2 protein-coding genes are annotated in these 911 nt (G+C 63.3%); both read right to left on the reverse strand.

The window, feature by feature from the left end; genetic code table 11:
• Positions 1 to 41 precede the first annotated feature (41 nt).
• Complete coding sequence (locus tag EOA86_RS41380; protein ID WP_280951094.1) at positions 42 to 173, reverse strand: hypothetical protein; 132 nt, start codon at positions 171 to 173, stop codon at positions 42 to 44.
• Between the two features lie 173 nt (positions 174 to 346).
• On the reverse strand, positions 347 to 911 hold a 565-nt coding region (locus tag EOA86_RS36415), incomplete at its 5' end, for an AbrB family transcriptional regulator (RefSeq protein WP_164892400.1).

Here is a 911-nt window from a genome sequence, read left to right on the forward strand (position 1 = left end):
CTGCTGCTTCTCGGCCTTATCGGCGATCGCCGGGCGCTCCTTCAGCGAACCCGGCGATCGCCGATAAGGCCGAGAAGCAGCAGAGCGGAAGCAAGCGCGCGCACGGTCTCGCCAGCAAAGCCGGTCTGACGGGAAGCGACGGAGGTGGCGCGGTTGATCATGGCGGTTTTCATACAGGAGCAGCCAAAGAGAGGCAAGTGGGGCCGAACGACTGGCGTTTCCTATACCTACACGACGCAGTCCTGCGCGACTTGGGCTGGTCCTTCAGCGGCCGCGAGCAGATTGCGTCGCGCCTGATCCATTTAGGTGACAGCGCCGCAGGTCTTTCTGGAGCCGCAAATTACCTCTATTCCCTCAGACTTCGCGCCACCAGCCGCGCCACGCTCGGTCCGACCAGCAGCACGACGAGGAAGCGGGCCGATTGCAGCGCCATGACGAAGGAGATGTCGACGTGCTGTGCGGCGGCGGCGATGATGGCGACGCTGTCCATGCCGCCGGGGCTGGTCGCCAGATAGGCGGTCAGCGGATCGATGCCGAGCACATGACTGATCATGAAGCCGAGACCGCCGCAGAAGGCGATGAGGATGATGATCGAACCGACGATCTGCGGCAGCGCCCGCGTCGCGTGCTGCAGAATTGCCCTGGTGAAATTCAGGCCGATGGTCCAGCCGATCATCGTATAGCCGAGGGCAAGCAGCCAAGGCGGCAACTGCATCGGCACGCCTAGTCCGAGATGCACAGCAGTGCCGAAAATGAAGGTGCCGAGGAAGAAGGGTGACGGCAGCCTGAGCAGCTTTCCGATGAGGCTGCCGACGAGCGCCACGCCAAGTGTCCCGGCAAAGGCTGTTGGATCGATCGGCGGGAACCAGATGACGGCCGGGACCTCGATGCCTGATGTGTCGACCCACATC

The sequence above is a fragment of the Mesorhizobium sp. M5C.F.Ca.IN.020.32.2.1 genome, assembly GCF_004023105.1.
Lineage (GTDB): Bacteria > Pseudomonadota > Alphaproteobacteria > Rhizobiales > Rhizobiaceae > Mesorhizobium > Mesorhizobium wenxiniae.